The organism is Streptomyces sp. (genome assembly GCF_035563135.1).
Classification (GTDB): Bacteria; Actinomycetota; Actinomycetes; order Streptomycetales; family Streptomycetaceae; genus Streptomyces.
In genome coordinates this window covers 1-2957 of sequence record NZ_DATMVN010000794.1, presented here as the reverse complement: position 1 = coordinate 2957, position 2957 = coordinate 1, and the positions used below count along the sequence as shown (strand labels likewise).

Annotated in this window: 2 protein-coding genes and 2 pseudogenes; 3 read left to right on the top strand and 1 reads right to left on the bottom strand. The window is 74.6% G+C overall.

The genetic code is table 11. The features are described 5' to 3' along the window. A pseudogene (locus tag VN520_RS35300) lies at window positions 1-464 on the top strand (tetratricopeptide repeat protein); the annotation flags it as partial. 376 nt (window positions 465-840) lie between these two features. On the opposite strand, the gene VN520_RS35295 reads toward VN520_RS35300, so the two are convergent. Next, window positions 841-1437, bottom strand: a complete 597-nt coding sequence (locus tag VN520_RS35295; protein WP_325751034.1) for a histidine phosphatase family protein — start codon at window positions 1435-1437, stop codon at window positions 841-843. Between the two features lie 313 nt (window positions 1438-1750). Here VN520_RS35295 and VN520_RS35290 point away from each other — a divergent pair, with 313 nt between their 5' ends. Together VN520_RS35290 and VN520_RS35285 are read left to right on the top strand one after the other, a co-directional pair. Next, window positions 1751-2698, top strand: a complete 948-nt coding sequence (locus tag VN520_RS35290; RefSeq protein WP_325751033.1) for a phosphatase PAP2 family protein — start codon at window positions 1751-1753, stop codon at window positions 2696-2698. Continuing rightward, window positions 2595-2957: pseudogene (locus VN520_RS35285) on the top strand (hypothetical protein); the annotation flags it as partial. The gene VN520_RS35290 and the pseudogene VN520_RS35285, both read left to right, overlap by 104 nt.

Genomic DNA, 2957 nt, shown 5'->3' with positions numbered 1-2957 from the left:
GGGAGGCGGGGGCCAGGGCGTGGCTGGGGGACCGCACGGGGTGCGAGCAGGCGATCGGGCGCGCGCAGGCGGCGTTCGACCACGGACCGAGCGATGCGGACCCGGAGTGGATGACCTTCTTCCGGGAGGCGGAGCTGGAGCTGCTGGAGGCGCAGTGCTGGTCGGCCCTGGGTGACTGGCCCCGGGCGGCGCGCCATGCCCGGCGGGCGACCCGGCTGCAGGACCCGCACTTCACCCGGAACCTCGCGCTGTACCGCGCGCAGCTCGCCGGTGACCTGGCGCGGGCGGGCACGGCCGACGAGGCCGCGGCGGCGAGTCACGAGGTGCTGGACCTGCTGGACCGGGTCCAGTCCTCCCGGATCCGCGGAATACTCGCGAGCGTCGTACGGGTGCTCCGGCCGCAGGGCGGCCCGGAGGTGGCGGCCCTGCTGGCCCGCTACGAGGAGCTGCCCCCCGGCGCCTGAAGCGGGGCGGGCGAGACGGGCGGATCCGGCCCGTCCGGCGTCCGGGGCGAGCAGATCCGGCCCGTCCGGCGACCGGGGCGAGCGGATCCGGCCCGTCCGGCGACCGGGGCGGGATCCGGTGCCGTGCAGGGGCGGCTGACCGGGCGAGCCTGCGCCGGGAGAGCCTCCCGGGCCCTGCCTGCCGGTTCCGTCCTCAAGCGCCGGACAGGCTCGAACGGGCCGGTCCGAGCCGGAGAGCCCGCACGGGCCCGTCCGGAGGGACCCGCCAGCACAGGCCGGTCCCCTCCGGACGGGCACGCATGAGCCCGCCCGCGCCGAAAAGCCTGCGCCGGCCCGCTCGGACGGGCCGGCCCATGCCGGAATCCGGTCCGGGGCCTCAGCGGTCCAGGTGGCCCGTGTCGTTCCAGCGCTCCAGTGCGGGCAGGCCGTACGCCCAGCCCAGCACCGACAGCGACGTGGGCTCCAGCCGGATCCGCGCGGCGAACGACACGTCCTCGCCCAGCCACCGCGCCCCCAGCGCCCGCAGGATGTGCCCGTGGGCGAAGACCAGCACATCGCGCTCGGCGGAGCGCGCCCACTCGACGACCTCGTCCGCACGGGCCGTGAGTCCGGCGAGGCTCTCGCCGCCGGGGACCCCGTCGCGCCAGATGAGCCAGTCCGGCCGGTCCGCCTTGATCTGCGCCGGGGTGAGGCCCTCGTAGTCCCCGTAGTCCCATTCCATCAGCGCGTCCCACGGCTGGGCCCGCTCACCGAAACCGGCGATCGCACAGGTCTCGGAGGCCCGGACGAGCGGGCTGGTCCGCACCTCGACGCCGGGCAGGCCGCCCCAGGGCTCCCTGTGCAGCCGCTCGCCGAGCAGCTTGGCACCCTCACGGCCGGTGTCGAGGAGGGGGATGTCGGTCCTGCCGGTGTGATTGCCCTGGACCGACCACTGTGTCTGGCCGTGCCGGGCGAGCAGGATTCGCGGTGCCATGACGGCTCTCCCTGAAAATACGGAGATCCGAAGATCCGAGGACCCTAGGATCTGGTGGGTCCGGGACAGCGGTGTCCGGGACGGCGACGGGGCGGCGGACACGGGCGGCCGGCTGGGAGACCGGTGCGTGCGGGGGCCCTGCTCCATCATCTCCCACCTGTCTCACGGGCAACCCGGGGGGCGGCGCCCGCGTCCCTCCCAGCGCATGACCAGGGGCGTCCGCGTGGGACGGCCCCCACGGGGAAGCAGGGGATACGACCGCCGTACGGTTGAACGCCCGCCGTCGACCGCATGAACATGGGGGAGCCACCGGATGCCGCACGCCACCGCCGCGACACCGACCTCGGGCCCCCGGCCCCGTTGGTGGACGGAGCTCCCCCTGCTCGCGGTGGTGTACGGGCTGTACGCGACGGGCCGGCTGCTGGTCCACGAGAACGTACCGGCGGCCGTGGAGAACGGTCTGGCGATCCTCCGCCTGGAGAAGGCGCTGCACCTCAACGCCGAACACCCGCTGAACCGGCTGCTGACCGCCCACCCCGCGCTCGGGATCCCCGCCGACTTCGCGTACGCCTCCCTGCACTACCTGGTCACCCCGGCCGTCCTGGTCTGGATCTTCCGGCGCCGCACCGCCGCCTACCGGGCGGCCCGCACCTGGCTGATGACCTCCACCCTCCTCGGGCTGGCCGGCTTCACGCTGATGCCGACCTGCCCGCCCCGGCTGCTCGACGCCCACCACGGTTTCGTCGACACGATGGCGCAGTACAGCGCGTACGGCTGGTGGGGCGCGGGGGCGAGCGCCCCGCGCGGCCTCAGCGGGATGACCAACCAGTACGCGGCGATGCCGAGCCTGCACGTCGGCTGGGCGGTGTGGTGCGGCGTCCTGCTGTGGCGTCACGGCCGCCACCCGCTCGTCCGGGCCGCGGGCGTGGCCTATCCGCTGATCACCGTGTTCGTCGTGATGGGCACGGCGAACCACTATTTCCTCGACGCCGTGGCCGGAGTCGCCGTGATGGCCCTCGGCGCCCTGCTGACCAGGCCGTTCACGCGGATCGCGGACCGTGTCAAGGACCGGGTGAGGGCGGTGTCCGCGCCCGTGCCCACGACCGTCTCCCCGGGGGGATCCACGATTGTCACTGACGGATGCAAGACTTCCGCGGGTGAGCGAATACCCGGACAGCGGACCGCCTCCGCAGATTCCAGTGATGCGAGACCCCGTTCGGCAGCCGAGGCCGGCGACGACGCTCCGGCAGCGGCTCGCTGAGCTGCGCGGTCCGGCCGTCACGCCGCATCCGCTCGACGCACGCGCCCTGGCCGCGCTCGCCGCCAACCCCGGATGCAAGCGGCGCGCCCTGCTGGACGGCGCCGGCGTCGACAAGGCGGTGCTGGCCAAGGCGCTCGGCTCCCCCGCCGCGTTCGGCCAGTCCCAGTTCGCGTTCGTGCGGGGCAACGCCTTCGAGGCCAGGGTCAAGGCCGACGGCGGCACGGAGCTGCTCCGTCTCCTCGTGGAGCGGCTCGGCGGC